Consider the following 20,999-nt stretch of genomic DNA (forward strand, 5'->3'; position numbering starts at 1 on the left):
GAGCTTTCTCCACAGCCGGAGAAAGTGTAATTAGTCAGGCCGCATGAAAAAAAATCGCGCTTTTCTGAAATGGGCGGGGGGCAAGTACCCACTGCTCGACGATATTAGAGATCATCTGCCTGCTGGCGATTGTCTGGTTGAACCCTTCGTTGGTGCTGGATCGGTATTCCTGAATACCGATTTTTCGCGTTATATTCTGGCTGACATTAACAGCGACCTCATCGAGCTCTATAAAATCGTCAAAACTCGCTCCGATGAGTACATCGACCGGGCGCGCGCGATGTTTGTGCCTGAGAACAATGACGCCGACCGCTACTACCAGCTGCGCGAAGAGTTTAATCGTAGTACCGACCTGTTCCATCGCGCGGTGCTGTTTTTATACCTCAACCGCCACGGCTATAACGGCCTGTGCCGCTATAACCTGCGCGGTGAGTTTAACGTCCCGTTTGGCCGTTATAAGAAACCCTATTTCCCGGAAGCCGAACTGCGCCACTTTGCTGAAAAGGCGCAGAACGCCGAGTTCTACTGCGAGTCATATGAAATCTGCATGACCCGCGCCGACGCGCGCTCCGTGGTGTATTGCGATCCGCCGTATGCCCCGCTGTCGGCGACGGCAAACTTCACGGCGTATCACACCAACAGCTTTAGCCTGGAGCAACAGGCATTTCTGGCGAATAAGGCCGAAGAGCTGGTGGCAAAGCGAATTCCCGTGCTGATTTCCAACCATCGCACGCCGCTGACGCTGGAGTGGTACAAAAATGCGGCGGAAACGTATACCGTAAAGGTTCGACGCAGCATTAGCCGCAACGGCGGCACACGTAAAAAGGTGGACGAACTGCTGGCCCTATATCGCCCGCCTGGAAAAAAACAACGTTAAAAGACCCTAATGGATAGGCTCTGAGGAGATGCGGATGAAACAGTACCTGATTGCCCCTTCAATTTTGTCGGCCGATTTTGCCCGTTTAGGCGAAGATACTGCCCGGGCGTTGGCTGCCGGGGCGGATGTGGTTCATTTCGATGTTATGGATAACCATTACGTGCCGAATCTGACCATCGGCCCGATGGTGCTGAAAGCGCTGCGTAATTACGGCATCACCGCGCCAATCGACGTTCACCTGATGGTGAAACCGGTCGACCGTCTGGTCCCGGATTTTGCCGCCGCAGGCGCCAGCATCATCACTTTCCATCCTGAAGCTTCCGAACACGTAGACCGCACGTTGCAGCTGATTAAAGAGCACGGCTGTAAAGCGGGGCTGGTGTTCAATCCGGCAACCCCACTGACCTACCTTGACTATGTGATGGATAAGCTCGACGTTATCCTGCTGATGTCGGTTAACCCAGGCTTTGGCGGTCAGTCCTTTATTCCTCATACCCTCGATAAACTGCGCGAAGTGCGCCGCCGTATCGATGAGTCCGGCTATGACATCCGCCTGGAAGTGGACGGTGGTGTGAAGGTGAACAATATTAGCGAAATTGCTGCGGCAGGGGCGGACATGTTTGTCGCCGGCTCGGCGATTTTTGACCAACCAGACTACAAAAAAGTCATTGATGAAATGCGCAGTGAACTGGCAAAGGTAAGTCATGGATAAATTGCAGACCATTCGCGGCGTCGCGTTTGACCTCGATGGCACGCTGGTAGACAGCGCGCCGGGGCTGACCGCTGCCGTTGATAGTGCGCTTTATGCGCTTGAGCTTCCGGTTGCAGGTGAAGACCGGGTCGTCACCTGGATTGGTAACGGTGCCGACGTTCTGATGGAACGTGCCCTTAACTGGGCCCGCCAGGAACGTGCGAGCCAGCGTGCTGCTCAGGGGAAACCGTCGGTGGATAGCCACGATATTCCTCAGGACGAGCAGCTTCGCGTGCTGCGCCGCCTGTTCGATCGCTACTACGCCGAATTCGCTGAAGAGGGCAGCTTCCTGTTCCCTCACGTTGCCGATACTCTGGCGGCACTGCACGCCAACGGCCTGCCTCTGGCGCTGGTGACAAATAAGCCGACACCGTTTGTGGCCCCAATTCTCGAATCCTTGGGCATTGCTGACTACTTCACCGTGGTGATTGGCGGCGATGATGTGCAGAACAAAAAGCCGCATCCGGAACCGCTGCTGAAAGTGGCGGAGAAGCTGGCGTTAGCGCCGGAAACGCTGCTGTTCGTCGGTGACTCCCGTAACGATATTCAAGCTGCTAAAGCGGCGGGCTGCGCCTCCGTCGGCCTGACCTACGGCTATAACTATGGCGAAGCCATCGCGCTCAGCGAGCCGGATATTATCTTCGACCACTTTAATGAACTGCTGCCCGCTCTCGGGTTTGCGCACAGTGAACATCAGGAATCAGAACATGACTAAGCCCATCGTATTTAGCGGCGCACAGCCGTCAGGTGAACTGACCATCGGTAACTACATGGGTGCACTGCGTCAGTGGGTCAACATGCAGGATGACTATCACTGCATCTACTGCATCGTGGACCAGCATGCGATTACCGTCCGCCAGGATCCGCAGGCGCTGCGTAAAGCGACGCTCGACACGCTGGCGCTGTATCTGGCCTGCGGCATCGACCCGGAAAAAAGCACCATCTTCGTACAGTCTCACGTGCCGGAACACGCTCAGCTGGGCTGGGCGCTGAACTGCTACACCTATTTCGGCGAGCTGAGCCGCATGACCCAGTTCAAGGATAAATCCGCCCGCTACGCGGAAAACATCAACGCCGGTCTGTTTGACTATCCGGTGCTGATGGCGGCAGACATTCTGCTGTATCAGACTAACCAGGTACCGGTTGGTGAAGATCAGAAGCAGCACCTTGAACTGAGCCGCGATATTGCCCAGCGTTTCAACGCCATTTATGGCGACGTGTTCAAAGTGCCTGAGCCGTTTATTCCTAAGTCTGGTGCGCGCGTGATGTCGCTGCTCGAGCCGACGAAGAAGATGTCCAAGTCTGACGATAACCGTAACAACGTGATTGGCCTGCTGGAAGATCCGAAATCCGTGGTCAAGAAGATCAAACGCGCGATGACCGACTCCGAAGAGCCGCCGGTCATTCGTTACGACCTGAAAGAGAAAGCGGGCGTCTCTAACCTGCTGGATATTCTTTCTGGCGTCACCGGCCAGAGTATTCCAGAGCTGGAAAAACACTTTGAAGGCAAGATGTATGGCCACCTGAAGGGCGAAGTGGCGGAAGCGGTTTCCGGTATGCTGACCGAGCTGCAGGAGCGTTATAACCGCTTCCGCAACGACGAAGCGTTCCTGCAGAAGATCATGAAAGACGGGGCAGATAAAGCCAGTGCCCGTGCTTCCGAAACGCTGAAAGCGGTGTACGAAGCGATTGGTTTTGTGGCTAAGCCGTAATAAACGTATCGATAAAATAAAAAACCGGGATATTTCCCGGTTTTTTATTTTTTATATAAATAGATTTATATTTATTCTACCGGTGCTGCGTCACCACAACCACCAATCATTTTAGAAATAGAAATGGCTGGATGTAATAAATAATCGTATGAACAGTTTTTGTTTTTGTTCTGAACGCTACCGGTGCATGCGGTCATGGTGGAGACTGCCAGCAGCAGTGCCGCGACTTTAAGCATGTTTTTCATTCTATAATCCCTATAAGTTAAATGACTCTATATATGCATAATTCCATATGCTTTAAAAACACGTTTGAATTAGGCCGTGGGTATATAACGCGAAATGCAATTAGTAAGTCAATTATCTTAATTGTGTAATTAACTAAATGAAGAATTAAGGACAGCTAATTATTACGAAAATAGAGGGTTAAGGTGATATAAAAAGGGCGCTATCTGAAGCAGAATAGCGCCCACTTCACTTAATGGTTTGAGAACCAGTTCAGCTTGCCGCGCAGGCCTACGACTCGGCCGACAATAATCAACGCCGGGCTTGCCATTTTCTCGGCTAATTCGCCAAGCTGCGACAGCTGTCCGTCCACTACGCGCTGGTTAATGGCGGTACCGTTCTCGACGATAGCCACCGGCATATCAGTCTGCATACCGTGTTCAATCAGCTTTTGCTGGATGGTGGCGGCCTGATTCAGCCCCATGTAAAACACCAGCGTCTGTTTCTCTGCCGCCAGGTTTTCCCAGTCCAGTTCGCCGCCGGTTTTCAGATGTCCGGTGACCAGACGTACGCTCTGGGCGTAATCGCGGTGGGTCAGCGGAATACCGGAGTAAGCGGAACAGCCAGAGGCGGCGGTAATGCCGGGAACAACGGAGAAGGGAATGCCGGCATGGCACAGGGTTTCCAGTTCTTCACCACCGCGGCCAAAGATAAACGGGTCACCGCCTTTCAGGCGCACTACGCGTTTGCCTTGCTGGGCTTCACGCAGCAGAATCTGGTTAATCTCTTCCTGCGGTACGCAGTGGTAGCCTGCGCGCTTACCGACAAACACACGGTCCGCGTCGCGACGGACCAGGTTCATAATATCGTCGGAGACCAGGCGATCGTAAACCACCACGTCTGCCTGTTGGATTTGCTGCAGGCCTTTTAGCGTCAGCAGTCCGGCATCACCCGGACCGGCACCCACCAGCACCACTTCACCGCGGTGATCCAGCGGCGCGTTCAGCAGCTGTTCAGTGGTGTCATCAATGGCTTGCTGATCATGATTGGCCAGCGATTGTGCCAGACGGTCATTTTCAAACAGCTTTTCCCAGAAACGACGACGCTCTCCCATCGTCGCGAACTGTTTCTTCACCCGCGCGCGCAGCTGTCCGGCATAGGCGGCAACCTGTCCCAGATGCTGCGGCAGCAGCGCTTCCAGCTTCTCGCGCAGCAGACGTGCCAGCACCGGTGAGGTACCGCTGGAGGAGACGGCGACCATCAGCGGTGAACGGTCGATAATCGACGGCATGATAAAGCTCGCCGCTTTCGGCGCATCGACCACGTTGCAGAAGATACGTCGTGCTTCCGCGGCGTCGCTGACCTGCTGGTTCACCACATCATCATCGGTTGCGGCGATCGCCAGCCAGCATGGGTCGAGCAGCGCGGGTTGGAAGTCACCCTGCACCAGCGTCAACATGCCCGCCTCTGCCCAGACGTGGAACTGCGGAACGTAATCCCGTGCGTTTACCGTCAGGCGAGCGCCCGCGTCCAGCAGCAGACGCGCTTTGCGCTCGGCAACATCACCGCCGCCGACCAGCAAACAGTCGCGCTCGCGCAGTTGGCAAAAGATGGGTAAGTGATCCAAGGGGCAACCTCACGGAATAGATAAATGCGGGGGATGAATAATGCGGGTAAGGATAACAGCAGTTATCGTATGGAATATACGATTTTTCCCGCTGTTACCCCTTTGAGGTCATAAGTTTTTAATATTACTTATGCCCAAAACGATCAGGCTTTCAGCTGCACCTGGCCGTCTTTAACGCGAACTTCATAGTGTGGGATGGAGTGACTTTCGTCTTCCATGCACAGGCCGTCACGCAGGCGGAAGCGCTGTTTTTTCAGCGGACTGGCCACCCACAGTTCACCCTGATGTTCGGCAATCAGGCCGCGTGACAATACGCTCGACTCAAAGAACGGGTCGATATTGCTGATGGCGAAGACCTGGTTGTCGGCATACGGACGGAACACGGCAACCTGCTGGTTGCCCAGCAGTGCGCAGACGCCTGTTGCTGGCAGAATAGCGTCAATCTTGCAGATATTTACCCACTGGCTCATGCGTTTTCCTCCACCAGCGTTACCGGAATACGTTCATACGGTGTAGCGGGGCGGTGCTGGGCACGCTCGGCCACGACCTGAACGTTCGGGTCACGCTGTTCGCTGTTGATAAAGTGTTTGAAGCGTACCTGAGCGGCCGGGTCGTTTACGGTCTCGGTCCATTCACAGGCAAACGCTTCGCGCAGACGGGCGATCTCTTCTTCCAGGTGCTGATTCAGCCCCAGCTTGTCGTCGATGATAACCGAACGCAGGTAGTCGATACCGCCTTCCAGGTTATCCAGCCACGGCGCGGTACGTGTCAGCTTATCGGCGGTGCGGATGTAGAACATCATGAAGCGGTCGAGGTATTTCACCAGCGTGTCGCGGTCGAGGTCAGCGGCCAGCAGGTCTGCATGGCGCGGCTTCATCCCGCCGTTACCACAAACGTAGAGGTTCCAGCCTTTCTCGGTGGCGATAATACCCACGTCCTTGCCCTGAGCTTCCGCACACTCGCGGGTACAGCCAGAGACACCAAACTTCATCTTGTGCGGCGTACGAATGCCCTTGTAACGGTTTTCCAGCTCGACACCGAAGCCTACGCTATCGCCGACGCCATAACGGCACCAGGTGCTGCCTACGCAGGTTTTCGCCATACGCAGCGCTTTGGCATACGCATGACCGGTTTCGAAGCCTGCTTCAATCAGCTGACGCCAGATTTCCGGCAGGTCATCTTTCTGCGCACCGAACAGGCCGATACGCTGGGAACCGGTGATTTTGGTGTACAGGTTGAATTCACGCGCGATACGGCCTACGGCAACCAGACCTTCCGGGGTGATTTCACCGCCCGCAGAACGTGGGATAACGGAGTAGGTACCGTCTTTCTGGATGTTCGCCAGGAAGTTGTCGTTGGTGTCCTGCAGCGGCGTATGCTGCGGCTTCAGGATGTATTCGTTCCAGCAGGAGGCCAGCAGGGAACCGACGGTGGGTTTACAGACTTCGCAGCCGTAGCCTTTGCCGTATTTTGCCAGCAGCTCGTCGAAGGTTTTAATGCCTTCAACGCGGATCAGGTGATACAGCTCCTGACGGGTAAAGGCGAAGTGTTCACACAGGCTGTGGTTCACTTCGATACCCTGTTTCGCCAGCTCAGCGTTCAGCACTTGAGTGACCAGCGGAATACAGCCGCCGCAGCCGGTGCCGGCTTTGGTTTCGGCTTTCAGGGCCGCAACGGTGTGGCAGCCTTTGTTGATGGCGGCGATCAGGTCGCCTTTAGAGACGTCAAAGCAGGAACAAATCTGCGCGCTGTCCGGCAGCTTATCGACGCCGATAGACGGTTTACCGCCGCTGGCGTGCGCTGGCAGGATCAGTGAGTCCGGATTTTCCGGCAGTTCGATAGCGTTCAGCGCCAGCTGCAGCAAGTTGCCGTAGTCGCTGGTATCGCCGACCAGTACCGCCCCGAGCAGGGTTTTGTTGTCTTCGCTCACGATCAGGCGTTTGTAGACTTCTTTGCTTTCGTCGAGATAGACATAGCTGCGCGCCCCCGGCGTACGACCGTGCGCATCGCCGATACCGCCGACGTCCACGCCCAGCAGCTTCAGCTTGGCGCTCATGTCCGCGCCCTGGAAGGCGTTTGGCGTACCGAGGATATGGTCAACGGCGACCTGCGCCATTTTGTAACCCGGTGCGACCAGGCCGTAGACGCGGTTTTTCCAGCTGGCGCATTCGCCGATAGCGTAGATATCCGGGTCGGAGGTCTGGCAGCTGTCATTAATCAGGATACCGCCGCGCTGGCCGACGTCCAGGCCGCACTGGGTGGCCAGTTTGTCGCGTGGGCGAATACCGGTAGAGAAGACGATAAAGTCGATTTCCAGCTGGCTGCCGTCGGCAAAGCGCATGGTCTTACGGCCGTTTTCGCCTTCCTGGACAATCTCTTTAGTGTTTTTGCTGGTGTGAACTTTCACACCCATGCTTTCGATTTTACGCTTGAGCTGCTCGCCGCCCATCTGATCGAGCTGTTCAGCCATCAGCATTGGGGCGAATTCAATGACGTGGGTTTCCACGCCGAGGTTTTTCAGCGCGCCGGCTGCTTCGAGGCCGAGCAGGCCGCCGCCGACTACCGCACCGCGTTTGCTACGGCGGGCACAGGCTTCAATGGCGTTCAGATCTTCAATCGTACGGTAAACGAAGCAGTCCTGAGTTTCAGACCCTTTGATTGGCGGGATCCACGGATAGGAGCCGGTCGCCATAATCAGCTTGTCATAAAAGACGGTACGGCCTGCGCTGGAGTGAATCACCTTCTCTTTACGGTTGATGGTGATAGCGCGTTCGCCGACCAGTACCTTCACGCCGTGCTTCTCATAGAAGCCTTCGCGCACCAGCGACAGCTCTTCTGCCGTGTGGTGAGAGAAGTAGGAGGAGAGGTGTACGCGGTCGTAGGCGATGCGGGGTTCTTCACAGAAGACGGTGATATCGAACTGGCTTGCGTCGGACTTATCGAGAAGATCCTCGATAAAGCGGTGGCCGACCATGCCGTTACCGATAATTGCGAGTCTGACTTTGCTCATTTTTGCCTCGATTTCTATTCTAATACTGCCTACCTTAACGATTCAGCTATTGGGATTATTGATACAAATCAATTTAGCCTTTACCTACCCCTTAATGAGTAGGGTTATGATTTTTAAGTGGTTTTGTAAGTTGCGGAAAATACTCAACTTTATTCGCTGTTTGTTTTTTGAGCGAAAAGAGTGAAAAAACGGCGGGGGAGAGGGGAGTGGGAGAATACGTAATGTTTATGAGCGCTGAGGGGAGGCGTTCACTTCACGTCATGTTCAACAGAACGTAAAGTGAACGGAATATCACACCGGGCTAACCGATATTAATGAGAAGCGCTCACCGCGTGCTGGCGATGGCGGCTCACAAAGCCCAGAACCAGGCACATCACGAACACCACAGCGTACAGACCGTTTGCAGTAGTCAATGCCGCCAGCGGGCCGCTATGGGCAACGATAGGGCCGGTGACAACGAAGGTCAGCATGGTACCGATGGTGCCGCAGGTCAGGACAAAGTTAACCAGTTTTGGTGAGGCGATTTTGGTCTGCAGCGAACCCAGCGTAATGATGGAGGTATAGATAGCGCTGGAGAAGAAGCCCAGAGTCAGAATGAACCAGACCAGGTGCTGCGGCTCGCCGTGGTTGAACAGGTACATCATCACGGTGGCGATACCGGCCAGAACGGTCAGGATACGCTGCAGGTCGAAGAAGCGCAGAATGAAGCTGAAGGCCCACATACCGAACATATAGGACATCCAGAAATCGCTGACCAGCTGGCCCGCGTCGTTCAGGCTCATGCCCAGACCTTTAGCGTATTCCGGTACCCAGGAGATGAAGCCCAGCTGGCCCAGGATGTAGCACAGTGCAGCGATGGACAGGAACAGTACGCCGATGCCCCATTTCTCTTTCACCACCGGCTGGTCGCTGGTTTGCGCTTTTTTACCCAGAACCGGGAATTCACAGCCCAGGGTCAGCACGAAGATGGCGACATAGATGAGGCCGATGCAGGCGTAAACCCAGTACCACTCGATGGTGCGTGCCAGCAGCCAGGCGGCGAGCATCGGGAAGATCATCCCGGCCATGCTGAAGAAGGAGTCGGTAAACAGCAGACGTGCACCGCGTTGACGACCTTCATACATATGGGTGATCAGGAAGGTACCAATCGACATGGTGATCCCGCTGACCAGGCCAAGCACGAACATCGCCGCAGAGAACAGCGCCAGGCTATGGCTGGTCATCAACCCGATAACCGCCAGCACCATCAAAATAAAGCCGAAGCGCAGCTGGGTTTTCAGCGGCACAATTTCCATCAACCAGGCGTTGAGGAAGATAGAGATCAGGATCCCTGCGTTCAGGAAGGTAAAGGTGTTACTCATGCTGGAAACGGGCAGATTAAAGTAATCGGCGATATTTCCCATCACCATCCCGGTGACAATTACCAACGCGCCGGTAAGGGCGTAGGAGAAAAAGCTGATCCATGTGAGCTTGGTACGGTTGCTGTTAGTCATGACTGGCCTGTGAATAGTTGTGTAAAGCGCGTTGACTCTGCGCTGAGCGAGCAGATTTTAGTCATGGAAGTGATGTATTCATAGTTTTATTACGCAAGTGCTCTCTTATTACATTTTTCAATGTGATCTAGATCACATAATAAAATCAGCAAATTCTTACCCTGATCATTATTAACCGTTTCAGTCGCGTAAACTTAAGTAAAGCACTGGCCTGAGGGGCTATCCCTCTTTAGAATCAAGCCACTTGCTTTCTCTACTGCACCGTTAAAGGAATTCTCATGCTCAAATCCACTCTGGCGGCCATGGCGGCTGTGTTTGCACTCTCTGCGGTTGCGCCTGCGGCGTTAGCGGCGAAAAACGATCCGCACGTGCTGCTGACCACTTCTGCTGGCAACATCGAGCTGCAGCTGGATAGCCAGAAGGCGCCGGTCTCCGTTGAAAACTTCCTGAACTACGTTAATAGCGGCTTTTATAACAACACCACGTTCCACCGCGTGATCCCGGGCTTTATGGTTCAGGGCGGCGGCTTTAACGAACAGATGCAGCAGAAGCAGCCGAATCCACCGATTAAAAACGAAGCCGATAACGGCTTGCGTAACACCCGCGGCACCATTGCGATGGCGCGTACCGCAGACAAAGACAGCGCAACCAGCCAGTTCTTTATCAACGTCGCGGATAATGCCTTCCTGGATCACGGCCAGCGTGACTTTGGCTACGCGGTATTTGGTAAGGTCGTGAAAGGGATGGACGTGGCAGATAAAATTGCCCAGGTGCCGACTCACAACGTTGGGCCATACCAGAATGTGCCGTCCAAGCCGATTGTCATCCTCTCTGCGAAAGTCCTGCCGTAATTGCACGGGGCGGCATCTGGCATGAGGCTGCCGCCCAGTCGCTAAAGTGGTAAGCACCCGGTAGAATGGCGGCTGATTGAAAGACCGGAGCCGCCATGATTCTGCTGATTGATAACTACGATTCCTTTACCTGGAACCTCTACCAGTACTTCTGTGAGTTAGGGGCCAGCGTGACGGTCAAACGTAATGACGACATCACTCTCGATGACATTGATACGCTTGCGCCGGACAAAATTGTTATCTCCCCTGGCCCCTGCACGCCGGATGACGCCGGTATCTCTCTCGATGTTATTCGCCGCTACGCCGGTAACACGCCGCTGCTTGGCGTCTGCTTGGGCCATCAGGCTATTGCTCAGGCATTCGGTGCGCGAATTGTTCGCGCCGAAAAAGTGATGCACGGCAAAACCTCCCCGATTACCCACCAGCAGCAGGGCGTGTTTCGCGGCCTGAATAATCCGCTCACCGTAACGCGCTACCACTCGTTGCTGATCGATCCGGCGACGCTGCCCGACTGCTTTGAGGTGACGGCCCGCAGTGAAACGGGGGAGATTATGGGTATCCGCCATCGTGAATGGGATCTGGAAGGGGTGCAGTTCCACCCGGAAAGCATTCTCAGCGAGCAGGGCCACGCGCTACTGGCAAACTTCCTCACGCGATAGTAGTTGCCATGACGTGATTTTTTATGCATATTTTGTGGATAAATTCTCACAATCATTGCTTCATCGTTTGCAGAAGGGCATGACATGGAAACCAAACAACCTGCTATTACCCGCGCGACCTTCGATCAGGTCATTTTGCCAATCTATGCACCGGCTGAATTTATTCCGGTGAAAGGTAAAGGGAGCCGCGTGTGGGATCAGCAAGGCAAAGAGTACGTTGATTTCGCGGGCGGTATCGCGGTGACCGCGCTGGGCCACTGTCATCCGGCGCTGGTTGAGGCGCTGAAAACCCAGGGCGAGACGCTGTGGCACACCAGTAACGTTTTCACCAACGAACCCGCGCTGCGTCTGGGCCAGAAGCTGGTAGACGCGACCTTCGCCGAGCGCGTGGTGTTTATGAACTCCGGGACGGAAGCGAACGAAACCGCCTTTAAGCTGGCGCGCTACTACGCATCCACCCGTCATAGCCCGTACAAAACGAAAATCATCGCTTTCCATAATGCCTTCCACGGCCGTTCGCTGTTTACCGTCTCCGTTGGCGGGCAGCCGAAGTATTCCGACGGCTTTGGCCCGAAACCTGCCGATATCGTCCACGTGCCGTTTAACGACCTGCATGCGGTGGAAGCGGTGATTGATGACCATACCTGCGCCATCGTGGTTGAGCCGATTCAGGGCGAAGGCGGCGTGCTGGCGGCGACCCCTGAGTTCTTACAGGGCCTGCGCGCCCTGTGCGATAAGCATCAGGCGCTGCTGGTATTTGATGAAGTACAAAGCGGTATGGGGCGTACCGGCTCACTGTTTGCCTATATGCACTATGGCGTAACGCCAGATATCCTTACCAGCGCCAAAGCGCTGGGCGGCGGCTTCCCGGTGAGCGCGATGCTGACCACCAATGACATTGCCAGCGCATTCCACGTCGGCTCACATGGCTCTACCTACGGCGGTAACCCGCTGGCCTGCGCGGTAGCGGGCGCGGCATTCGATATTATCAACACCCCGGAAGTGCTGAACGGCGTGAACGCCAAGCGCGAGCGCTTTGTGCAGCACCTTCAACATATCAACGCGAAGTACGATGTCTTTAGCGACGTGCGCGGTATGGGCCTGCTAATTGGTGCAGCGCTGAACGAGAAATACAAAGGCCGGGCGCGTGATTTCCTCTACGCGGCGGCGGACGTTGGCGTGATGGTACTGAACGCAGGGCCGGATGTGATGCGCTTTGCGCCATCGCTGGTGGTGGAAGAGGTGGATATCGACGAAGGGATGCAGCGCTTCGCTCAGGCGGTCGCTAAAATCGTTAGCTAGCCCGTCGTTTTAACCAGCCTCCCTGACGGGGGCGCTGTCGCCAGGCCACCGATGAGATGGTGTGCATGGTGCTCAGATGCCCCAGAATACGCTGAAGATGCTGTTCCATGGTGCTTAGCGGCCCGTGGGACAGCGCGTCCGGCGACTCCATGATATTCACCTCACCGCTACTTCCTGCCTCATCGTACTCCAGACGCTGCTGACAGCGCTGAAGGGCAACCTCACAGGATTCCAGATACTGCTGCGCCAGATCCGGCGTCAGCATATTGTGCTCGCGCGCTAGCGTGGTCATGGCATTAATGTGCTCGACGATAAACTGACTATGGGTGACCCACAGCTTCATATCTTCCAGATAACGCGAGTTGAAGCCCGGCTCCTGCATCGCCTGATTCAGCGTGTTGAAGAGGGTGTTGTGGGCCTGGTTGACGCGCATACGCTGATAGGCAAGCTTTGGCGCCTGCGGGTCGGGGCTTAAGATGAGACGAATGGCCTCCTGGTCTGCCTCCAGCGCCGCCTGAGCGTTTTGCCGTAGCTGGCCGCTTTGCCACTGTGGCCACAGCCAGATCATGCCGCCAAAGGCGATCAGGCAGCCGATGATGGTGTCGATAAAGCGGGCGACGATAAACTGCTCGCCGTTCAGCGTCAGAATCTGCAGGGTATACACGGCGGTAATCGTAAAACCGACGGTGGCCCAGCCATAGTGGCGGCGGATAATCAGGTAGCTCCCCAGCGTGACGATAAGCATGCCTGTCAGCGCCAGCCCTTCCGGCGCGTGGAAGTGCAGGACAACGGCGGCAATCACCAGCCCCGCCAGCGTGCCCGCTGCGCGGTGGAAAATACGCACACGGGTCGCGCCGTAGCCGTTCTGCGTGACCAGCAGCACCGTCATCAGGATCCAGTAAGGCTTCGGTAGGTGCAGTGCGGCGCCCATCAGGCTGGCGATGCTGAGCATCACGCTGAGCCGGGCGGCATTGCGCAGAGCCGGGGATTTCAGCGACAGGTAGTTTTTAAGCGCGGCGAACAGCGGCAGGCGGCGCTGTTTATCGGCCATCAGGTCACGCGGATAGAGCGGACGCTGAGAGCGCAGCACACGGGCAATGCGGCTGAAATGCCAGGCGCAGAACTGGCCGACCGGGTTATCCGGATGCTGGTCGGCAATTTTTTCCAGCGCGCCGATCTGCTTATCCATATTGAAGCGGGTCGGGTAGCGATGATAGAGAATGTCGTCCGCCAGTACCCTCAGGCGTGCCGCGACGGTTTGGGCGTTCCAGCGGATCACCGCTTCGGCGTGGCTGCGTTCAACCAGCTTTTGTACCTCTTCCGGTTGGTGCAGGCTGACGGAGATATGCTCCTGTAAATCGAGCCCCACCTGGAAAGCACGCAGCAGGCGCTTGTAATCGTTATGCTGGTTAGCCGCAAGCATGTGCAACTGCTGGTAGCATTGGGAAATCAGATCCACCACTTTCTGCTGGCGAGTGAGTAGCGGCGGCAGCGCGGTGCTCGGATCGGTGTGCTGGGTCAGCAGGCTATATTTGGCCTCGCAGTATTCGGCAAGCTGGCGGTAGAGCAGGCTCAGCGATTCCCGCAGCGGCTGTTCGCGCCACATCCAGAACCACCACCAGTTAAACAGCCCGTACCACAGCGTGCCCAGCGCGTAGAGCAGCAATGGCTCCCATATAGGCATGTTTCCCGCCAGGCTTAGGGTAAAGATGGAAGCAATCAGCGAGGCGGGCAGCAGCCGCCCGTGCAGCGCGCTGATTTCCGCCGTGACGCCCAGCAGCAGCGCCAGCCCGGTGAGGATCAACGGTAGGGGAATGTCGTGTTCCAGCAGCAGCTGTACGGCAAGGCTACAGCCAGCAAACAGGCAGCCGCCAATAATCAGGCGCTTAAAAAAGCGTTTATGCGGCGTGTCGAGGCCAGCGATATTGCAGCAGGCGGGCACTAAGGAGAACAGCAGACCTTGCTGGAGGTGGCCGAGAAGCAGCCCAATGGCAACCGGCAGGCATAACACCAGCGTTTGCCGCAGTGCATAGTTGACTTCCGGGTGGTAAATCAGCCTGCGCCACATAGGGGGAAAACAAAAATGGCGTATTGCTTTCACAATACGCCATTTTGGGCCGGATTAGCGGGTACCGTAAACGACAATGGTTTTGCCGTGCGCGGAGATCAGGTTCTGATCTTCCAGCATTTTCAGAATACGGCCCACGGTTTCACGGGAGCAGCCAACGATCTGACCGATTTCCTGACGGGTGATTTTAATCTGCATACCGTCTGGGTGGGTCATAGCATCAGGCTGTTTCGCCAGGTTCAGCAGGGTCTGTGCGATACGACCGGTAACGTCCAGGAAGGCCAGGTTACCGACTTTTTCGGAAGTGACCTGCAGACGACGCGCCATCTGAGAAGAGAGACGCATCAGAATGTCCGGGTTAACCTGGATCAGCTGACGGAATTTTTTATAAGAGATTTCAGCAACTTCACAAGCGGTTTTTGCTCGTACCCATGCGCTGCGTTCCTGGCCTTCTTCGAACAGACCCAGCTCGCCGATAAAATCGCCCTGGTTGAGGTAAGAGAGGATCATCTCTTTGCCTTCTTCGTCCTTGATGAGTACAGCCACGGAGCCTTTTACGATGTAATACAGCGTCTCTGCTTTTTCACCCTGGTGAATCAGCGTGCTCTTCGATGGGTACTTATGAATATGGCAATGAGACAAGAACCATTCGAGAGTAGGGTCTGTTTGCGGTTTGCCAAGCACCATGCGCGGTTATCCTCTGTTATAAGCTCTTCCCAGCGGCAAAAACATTGCAGCCACTGGTTGCAATAGTATCCTTCCCGTTACCTGGGAAGTCGGCTGTCGAATAGGGTCGCAGCCTGTAATGTGATGTCCTCTGCATACATGCAGTACGTTTATGTATTACCGTAGCATCCTGACTGTTTTAGCATAGCTTTTGCCGTGTGTCTCCTGGTGTCTCGCTTCAGCATGACGTCGATCGCCTTCCATTGCGAGAATTGTTATGTGCGCGTAATCTGAGAAGAAAATTGCAACCTGGGAGTTAAATATTATGCAAGCGCGTGTGAAATGGGTTGAGGGGTTAACCTTCCTCGGTGAGTCAGCTTCAGGCCACCAAATTTTGATGGACGGTAACTCTGGCGATAAAGCGCCAAGCCCGATGGAAGTGGTGCTGATGGCCGCCGGCGGTTGCAGCGCGATTGACGTGGTCTCCATCCTGCAAAAAGGTCGCAATGACGTGACCGACTGCGAAGTGAAGCTCACCTCCGAGCGTCGTGAAGAAGCCCCGCGTCTGTTTACGCACATCAATCTGCACTTTATCGTCACCGGTAAAGATCTGAAGGATGCGGCGGTATCACGCGCGGTGGATCTGTCTGCTGAGAAATACTGCTCGGTTGCGCTGATGCTCGAAAAAGCGGTGAACATCACCCACTCTTACGAAGTGATCGAAGGCTGATTACATGCCAGACGTAGCCCGGCCGAACGCAGTGACGCCGGGGCCATTCCCGGCGTCGGTGCTTGCGCACCTCGTCCGGGCTACCTGGTCTTGATGCTAGTTCCTGCCTTCCATCAGCCGCTGCACCAGCGGCGTCATGATTAATTCCATTGCCAGCCCCATCTTCCCGCCGGGAACGACCAGCGTATTCATATGCGAGATAAATGAACCCTGCAACATGGCCAGTAGCCACGGGTAGTCGATGTGGTCGAGATTACGGAAGTGAATCACCACGAAACTCTCGTCCAGCGACGGAATGCTTTTTGCCGCAAACGGGTTCGAAGTGTCGACCGTCGGCACGCGCTGGAAGTTGATATGGGTGCGGGAGAACTGCGGGGTAATGAAGTTGATGTAGTCTTCCATCGACCGTACCACCGAATCCATCACCGCTTCGCGGGAGTGACCGCGCTCGCTGGTGTCGCGGATCATCTTCTGAATCCACTCCAGGTTAACAATCGGTACCACGCCGACCAACAGATCGACATGGCGAGCCACATCGTGCTGCGGGGTAACGACGCCACCGTGCAGTCCTTCATAGAACAGCACATCGGTCGGTTCCGGCAGCGGCTGCCACGGCGTAAACGTGCCGGGCACCTGGTTCCACGGCACCGCTTCGTCGTAGGTATGCAGGTATTTGCGCGATTTCCCTTGCCCGTTCAGGCCGTAGTCGCGAAAGGTCTGTTCCAGCAGGCCAAAGTCGTTGGCATCCGGCCCGAAGTAGCTGATATGGCGGCCAAGGTCACGGGCCTTGCGGATAGCCATATCCATTTCAGGGCGGGTATAGCGGTGAAAGCTGTCGCCTTCGACTTCCGCCGCGCGCAGGTTGAGCTGAGCAAAGATTTTACGGAACGCGAGGCTGGTGGTGGTGGTTCCTGCTCCGCTGGAGCCGGTAACGGCAATGACCGGATGTTTGGCAGACATGCGAATAACTCCCTGAACAGACGACAACGGAAGCGGGTAAAACGCTCCCTATCGTTAGAGTATAGTTAACCGCGAAATTGGTTACGGGGCATGATGTTGACGGTCTCGTGAAGCTCAGACCAGACCAGCACCGCTTCGCCTGTTTGTAGCTGGTGTTTGACGTCGGCGACCTTTTGCGCAAGTGAACGTTCATATTCACCATAATCAGTGCCTTCGCGCAAGACAAAGCTTTCAATCAGATTATCCAGCGTCTCCGGGTCGATATCCTGCCAGGGAATCATCATGCTTTTGCTCCTAGCCACGGCATCAGCCAGTTGGGGATGCGTTTTTCCAGCCACATTTCCGGGTGACGCAGGGTGCCGCCGATAAACCCGACATGGCCGCCGTACTCAGTAAGCTGGTAGACGACGTTATCCGGCAGCTCTTCCTGGGCAGGAATAGAGTGATGGTCCATAAACGGATCGTCTTTTGAGTGGATGATCAGCGTCGGCTTGGTGATTTTGCTTAGGATCGGCATCGCACTACATTGACGGTAGTAATCGATCGCGTCGGCGAAGCCGTGGATCTTCGAGGTGATCGAATCGTCGAACTCGCGGATGCGGCGCATGCTTTTCAGCTGACGCAGATCCACCGGCAGCGAGCCGGGGTAGGCTTTGAGCTTACGAGCGGCGTTGCCTTTCAGCAGATTCAGCAGATAGCGCTGATAGACCCGCGAGAAGCCTTTATCCATATGGTAGCTGCAGGCTTCCAGCATAAACGGCGCGGAGACAATCACTGCCGCATCTATCGGCACGTCATCACCCTCTTTGGCCAGCAGGCAGGCTAGCATATTGCCGCCAAGCGAGTACCCGACCGCTGCCGTTGGCGCTTTACCATATTCACGCTGCAGCCAGTTCAGGAACCAGGTGCCGTCTTCCGTTTCACCCGAGTGATAAATACGGTTCAGACGGTTCGGCTCGCCGCTGCAGCCGCGAAAATGCATCACCACACCCAGCCAGCCTTGCGCTTTCGCCGCGTTAATCAGGCCATGCGCGTACGGGCTGTGCAAACTGCCCTCCAGACCATGAAACACCACCAGACGAGGCTTATGCAGCGCACCCGCCGGGTCTTCACTCCACGCTAAATCGACGAAGTCGCCGTCCGGCAGCTCAAGGCGTTGCCAGTGCGGGGTGAATTGCAGTTTGCGACGAAGCAGGCGTGGCAGCATGGTCTGAAGATGACGGTTGCTGATACCGCGCATGGGGACGAAGTCCGCGCTGCTGGAGATGTCGATACTGAGATCGTGGTGGGTTGTTTCAGTCATAACTCGGCGATGTTTACCTGGAATCTGCGCCTACTATACCGTCACTTTGCCATCGTGTTTATGAAAATGAGGCATCGGTAGTCGTTTTTATCCCGTCAGGATCTGATCCTAATCACAATTTGTTACTTCAATTATTACTCTCAGGCTAATGATTCTCTCCTACGCTTAATTGATGACTTTCTCGCCAGGGTGCACAATCTTTTCAGTGTTAAGCAATCAAAATGATTAGCTGAATCAGGAGGTTAATAATGTTATCTGGGCAAACACCAGCACGCGTCTGGAACACACGCCGCACCGAAAAACAGCGACGTCTGGCTTCCGTACCGGTGCAGGGTAAGGTTCTGCCGACCGCAGACCTGACCGCAATGCTGGAAAAACTGATCGCGCCGGGTGACCGCGTGGTATTAGAAGGGAATAACCAAAAGCAGGCAGACTTCTTGTCCCGCATGCTGGCAGAGGTTAACCCGCAGATTGTGCACGACCTGCACATGATTATGCCGAGCGTCGGCCGCAGCGAGCATCTGGATATCTTCGAAAAAGGGATCGCCCGCAAGCTGGACTTCTCCTTCTCCGGTACCCAGAGCCTGCGCATTTCGCAGCTGCTGGAAGATGGTCTGCTGGAAATCGGCGCCATCCACACCTACATCGAACTCTATTCCCGTCTGTACGTTGACCTGTCGCCGAACGTGGCGCTGATTGCTGGCTTCAAGGCCGACCGCAAAGGTAACCTCTACACCGGGGCGAGCACCGAAGATACGCCTGCGCTGGTTGAAGCCGCCGCGTTCCATGACGGTATCGTCATCGCACAGGTGAACGAGTTGGTGGACGACGAGTGTGACCTGCCGCGCGTGGATATCCCGGGCTCCTGGGTTGACTTCGTTGTCGTAGCCGACAAGCCGTTCTTTATCGAACCGCTGTTTACCCGCGACCCGCGTCTCATCAAACAGGAACACATCCTGATGGCGATGATGGCGATTAAAGGCATCTACGCGGAACATCAGGTTCAGTCGCTGAACCACGGTATCGGCTTTAACACCGCCGCTATCGAACTGCTGCTGCCAACCTACGGCGAACAGCTCGGCCTGAAAGGCAAAATCTGTAAACACTGGACGCTGAACCCGCATCCAACGCTGATTCCAGCCATTGAGAGCGGTTGGGTTGAAAGCGTGCACTGCTTCGGCGGCGAGCTGGGGATGGAAGAGTACATCCGCGCCCGTCCAGACATCTTCTTTACCGGTTCTGACGGCTCGATGCGTTCTAACCGTGCCTTCTGCCAGCTGGCAGGTCAGTACGCGGTGGATATGTTTATCGGCTCCACCCTGCAGGTTGATGGCTACGCCAACTCCTCTACCGTGACCCGCGGTCGCCTTTCCGGCTTCGGCGGCGCGCCAAACATGGGCCATGACCCGCACGGTCGTCGTCATGCGACGCCAGCCTGGCTGAACATGATCACTGAACCAGACCCAATGCAGCGCGGTAAAAAACTGGTGGTGCAGATGGTCGAAACCTTCCAGGCGGGCGTGAAGCCAACCTTCGTCGAAAAACTCGATGCTGTGGAAGTGGCTAAATCCTCTGGGATGCCGCTGGCTCCGGTAATGATCTACGGCGACGACGTGACCCACGTGCTGACGGAAGAAGGCATTGCCTACCTCTACCGCGCCAAAGATCTTGAAGAGCGCCGTGCGATGGTGGCTGCGGTCGCGGGTATCACCGATATCGGCCTGGGCGTTGACGCTAAGCGCGTTGCCGAACTGCGCCAGAGCGGCAAGGTGGTTTATCCGGAAGATATGGGTATTCGTCGTACCGATGCTACCCGTTCGCTGTTGGCGGCCGGTAGCGTTGCTGACCTGGTGGAATGGTCCGGCGGTCTTTACAACCCACCTGCGAAATTCCGGAGCTGGTAATGAAACTTCTGCCCCAGATTCAGGTTGAAGGCGGTGCCGAATGGCTGGCGCGAACCGCCACGCAGTGTCTGATTGACGAAGCACGATTAAGCCCGAAACCCGGTCTGGTGGACAGTCGGGGGAACGGCGCGCACCACGATTTATCGTTGGCGCTGATGGAGCGCTCCGCGCACAGCCTGACCTCCACGTTTCAGGCGCTGGCGCAACAAAGCTGGCAGCGTCCAGCGGATATTGCGCTCAGACAAACCATAGGGCGGCTCGGCCGTGAAGGCGAGCAGCAGATGATGGCCGCGACCAACGGCGTGAATACCCACCGCGGCGCGATTTGGGCGCTGGGGTTGTTGGTGAGCGCCGTGGCGATGCACGGCGGTACCGGTGGCGCGCAGCAGATAGCTGCCACCGCAGCGGAACTGGCGAAGCTGCCGGATGACGCCGCGCCGAAAGTCTTCAGTAAGGGGCTTCGCGCTACACACCGTTATCGCGTACCGGGCGCTCGCGAAGAAGCTCAGCAGGCGTTTCCGCATGTGATGCAGCGTGCGCTGCCGCAGCTGCGTTTAAGCCGTCTGCACGGCAGTAGCGAAACGCACGCGAGGCTGGATGCGCTGATGGCCATCATGACCTCGTTGACCGATACCTGCGTGCTGTCTCGCGCAGGGCTGGAAGGGCTTGATGCCATGCAGGACGGCGCCCGTGCGGTGCTGAATGCTGGCGGTAGCGCGCATCCGGCGGGTCAGGCGGCATTGGCGGAACTGGATAGCCAGATGCTGGCGCTGAATGCTTCACCGGGCGGTGCCGCTGACCTGCTTGCCGCCACGCTGTTTCTCGATCGCGTCGAAATCACGTCGAATCGCCTTATTTAAAGCA

The 20,999-nt window shown here is 55.9% G+C and carries 20 protein-coding genes; 10 read left to right on the forward strand and 10 right to left on the reverse strand.

The window, feature by feature from the left end; genetic code table 11:
• Positions 1–43: 43 nt before the first annotated feature.
• Genes dam through trpS form a run of 4 tightly spaced genes read left to right on the forward strand, consistent with a single transcriptional unit; the run spans position 44 to position 3,340 of the window.
• Complete coding sequence (dam, locus tag V6944_RS05540; RefSeq protein WP_333498206.1) at positions 44–877, forward strand: adenine-specific DNA-methyltransferase; 834 nt, start codon at positions 44–46, stop codon at positions 875–877.
• 34 nt (positions 878–911) lie between these two features.
• Complete coding sequence (gene rpe / locus V6944_RS05545; protein ID WP_185668978.1) at positions 912–1,589, forward strand: ribulose-phosphate 3-epimerase; 678 nt, start codon at positions 912–914, stop codon at positions 1,587–1,589.
• Positions 1,582–2,343, forward strand: a complete 762-nt coding sequence (gph, locus tag V6944_RS05550; RefSeq protein ID WP_333498207.1) for a phosphoglycolate phosphatase — start codon at positions 1,582–1,584, stop codon at positions 2,341–2,343. Before rpe ends, gph begins: the two co-directional genes overlap by 8 nt.
• A complete protein-coding gene (trpS, locus tag V6944_RS05555; protein ID WP_333498208.1) occupies positions 2,336–3,340 on the forward strand; it encodes a tryptophan--tRNA ligase in 1,005 nt (334 codons plus the stop codon). Before gph ends, trpS begins: the two co-directional genes overlap by 8 nt.
• A gap of 71 nt (positions 3,341–3,411) precedes the next feature.
• On the opposite strand, the gene V6944_RS05560 is transcribed toward trpS, so the two are convergent.
• From V6944_RS05560 to tsgA, 5 genes are all read right to left on the reverse strand, one after another.
• Positions 3,412–3,585 (reverse strand): DUF4223 family protein, encoded by a 174-nt coding sequence (locus V6944_RS05560; RefSeq protein WP_333498209.1) that lies wholly within the window; start codon positions 3,583–3,585, stop codon positions 3,412–3,414.
• Positions 3,586–3,815: 230 nt separating this feature from the next.
• Positions 3,816–5,189, reverse strand: coding sequence for a siroheme synthase CysG (gene cysG / locus V6944_RS05565; RefSeq protein ID WP_333498210.1), 1,374 nt, complete (start codon positions 5,187–5,189; stop codon positions 3,816–3,818).
• A 143-nt stretch (positions 5,190–5,332) separates the two neighbouring features.
• Positions 5,333–5,659, reverse strand: a complete 327-nt coding sequence (gene nirD, locus V6944_RS05570) for a nitrite reductase small subunit NirD (protein WP_035894394.1) — start codon at positions 5,657–5,659, stop codon at positions 5,333–5,335.
• Positions 5,656–8,199, reverse strand: coding sequence for a nitrite reductase large subunit NirB (nirB, locus tag V6944_RS05575; protein ID WP_333498211.1), 2,544 nt, complete (start codon positions 8,197–8,199; stop codon positions 5,656–5,658). The genes nirD and nirB overlap by 4 nt, the downstream gene beginning before the upstream one ends.
• A 311-nt stretch (positions 8,200–8,510) precedes the next feature.
• Positions 8,511–9,692 carry an MFS transporter TsgA gene (gene tsgA, locus V6944_RS05580; RefSeq protein WP_333498212.1) on the reverse strand — a complete coding sequence of 394 codons (1,182 nt, stop codon included), beginning with the start codon at positions 9,690–9,692 and terminating at the stop codon, positions 8,511–8,513.
• Between the two features lie 278 nt (positions 9,693–9,970).
• On the opposite strand from tsgA, the gene ppiA reads away from it, so the two are divergent.
• The 3 genes from ppiA to argD all read left to right on the forward strand — a co-directional run bounded on the left by ppiA (position 9,971) and on the right by argD (position 12,504).
• Entirely contained in the window at positions 9,971–10,543 is a 573-nt protein-coding gene (ppiA, locus tag V6944_RS05585) for a peptidylprolyl isomerase A (protein ID WP_035894391.1), read from the forward strand.
• 95 nt (positions 10,544–10,638) lie between these two features.
• Positions 10,639–11,202: an aminodeoxychorismate synthase component 2 gene (gene pabA, locus V6944_RS05590; protein WP_333498213.1), complete on the forward strand. Its 564-nt coding sequence runs from the start codon at positions 10,639–10,641 to the stop codon at positions 11,200–11,202.
• Between the two features lie 84 nt (positions 11,203–11,286).
• Positions 11,287–12,504 carry a bifunctional acetylornithine/succinyldiaminopimelate transaminase gene (gene argD, locus V6944_RS05595; RefSeq protein ID WP_123650851.1) on the forward strand — a complete coding sequence of 406 codons (1,218 nt, stop codon included), beginning with the start codon at positions 11,287–11,289 and terminating at the stop codon, positions 12,502–12,504.
• Here the strand turns inward: argD and V6944_RS05600 are convergent.
• Together V6944_RS05600 and crp are read right to left on the reverse strand one after the other, a co-directional pair.
• The gene (locus tag V6944_RS05600; RefSeq protein WP_333498214.1) at positions 12,497–14,572 is read right to left on the reverse strand and encodes a YccS/YhfK family putative transporter; all 2,076 of its coding nucleotides are present in this window, start codon (positions 14,570–14,572) and stop codon (positions 12,497–12,499) included. The two genes, argD and V6944_RS05600, sit on opposite strands and share 8 nt — an antisense overlap.
• 54 nt (positions 14,573–14,626) lie before the next feature.
• Complete coding sequence (gene crp, locus V6944_RS05605) at positions 14,627–15,259, reverse strand: cAMP-activated global transcriptional regulator CRP (protein ID WP_000242758.1); 633 nt, start codon at positions 15,257–15,259, stop codon at positions 14,627–14,629.
• Between the two features lie 304 nt (positions 15,260–15,563).
• Between crp and V6944_RS05610 the strand changes: the two genes are divergently transcribed.
• Positions 15,564–15,968 (forward strand): OsmC family protein, encoded by a 405-nt coding sequence (locus V6944_RS05610; protein ID WP_333498215.1) that lies wholly within the window; start codon positions 15,564–15,566, stop codon positions 15,966–15,968.
• 96 nt (positions 15,969–16,064) lie between these two features.
• Here V6944_RS05610 and V6944_RS05615 read toward each other — a convergent pair whose 3' ends face one another.
• The 3 genes from V6944_RS05615 to V6944_RS05625 all read right to left on the reverse strand — a co-directional run bounded on the left by V6944_RS05615 (position 16,065) and on the right by V6944_RS05625 (position 18,231).
• Entirely contained in the window at positions 16,065–16,928 is an 864-nt protein-coding gene (locus V6944_RS05615) for a phosphoribulokinase (protein WP_185668969.1), read from the reverse strand.
• A gap of 65 nt (positions 16,929–16,993) precedes the next feature.
• Entirely contained in the window at positions 16,994–17,212 is a 219-nt protein-coding gene (locus tag V6944_RS05620; RefSeq protein ID WP_185668968.1) for a YheU family protein, read from the reverse strand.
• Positions 17,209–18,231, reverse strand: a complete 1,023-nt coding sequence (locus tag V6944_RS05625) for a hydrolase (protein WP_333498216.1) — start codon at positions 18,229–18,231, stop codon at positions 17,209–17,211. The genes V6944_RS05620 and V6944_RS05625 overlap by 4 nt, the downstream gene beginning before the upstream one ends.
• Positions 18,232–18,479: 248 nt before the next feature.
• Between V6944_RS05625 and mdcA the strand changes: the two genes are divergently transcribed.
• Positions 18,480–20,135, forward strand: a complete 1,656-nt coding sequence (mdcA, locus tag V6944_RS05630; protein WP_185668966.1) for a malonate decarboxylase subunit alpha — start codon at positions 18,480–18,482, stop codon at positions 20,133–20,135.
• Complete coding sequence (locus V6944_RS05635) at positions 20,135–20,995, forward strand: triphosphoribosyl-dephospho-CoA synthase (RefSeq protein ID WP_333498217.1); 861 nt, start codon at positions 20,135–20,137, stop codon at positions 20,993–20,995. Before mdcA ends, V6944_RS05635 begins: the two co-directional genes overlap by 1 nt.
• Positions 20,996–20,999: the final 4 nt, after the last annotated feature.

Origin of the sequence: Kluyvera sp. CHPC 1.2972, assembly GCF_036759925.1 — a bacterium.
In the GTDB taxonomy this organism is placed as follows: domain Bacteria; phylum Pseudomonadota; class Gammaproteobacteria; order Enterobacterales; family Enterobacteriaceae; genus Kluyvera.